The 289-nt window shown below is 64.0% G+C and carries 1 protein-coding gene; it reads left to right on the top strand.

Annotated features, from left to right (window positions below; genetic code table 11):
• Positions 1–206: spore coat protein U domain-containing protein (locus EN846_RS34625; protein WP_189587223.1), on the top strand; the 206-nt coding region annotated here is incomplete at its 5' end.
• Positions 207–289 lie beyond the last annotated feature (83 nt).

The following is a 289-nucleotide window of genomic DNA, read 5'->3' as shown; positions in this document are numbered from 1 at the left end:
CCAGCGGCATCAAGACCGTCACCTATTCCCTCTACAGTGATAGCGGCAGGACCAGCGTCTGGGGCAACACGATCGGCACCGACAGCGCAAGCGGCGCCGGAACCGGGCTGGATCAGGCATACACCGTATACGCCCGCGCACCCGCGCAGATGACGCCCGCGCCCGGAACATACACCGACACAATTGTCGTGACGGTTACCTACTGACGAGCCGTGGGCGGCCGACCTGCCATCAGCGGCAGTCGACCGGGACGACCACTTGCTGGTTTGCTTTCGGTGTGTAGCCGAAC

The organism is Mesorhizobium sp. M4B.F.Ca.ET.203.01.1.1, assembly GCF_004791025.1.
Classification (GTDB): domain Bacteria; phylum Pseudomonadota; class Alphaproteobacteria; order Rhizobiales; family Rhizobiaceae; genus Mesorhizobium; species Mesorhizobium abyssinicae.
Note: the sequence above shows the minus strand (reverse complement) of the source record. Positions and strands in the feature narration are given on the sequence as shown.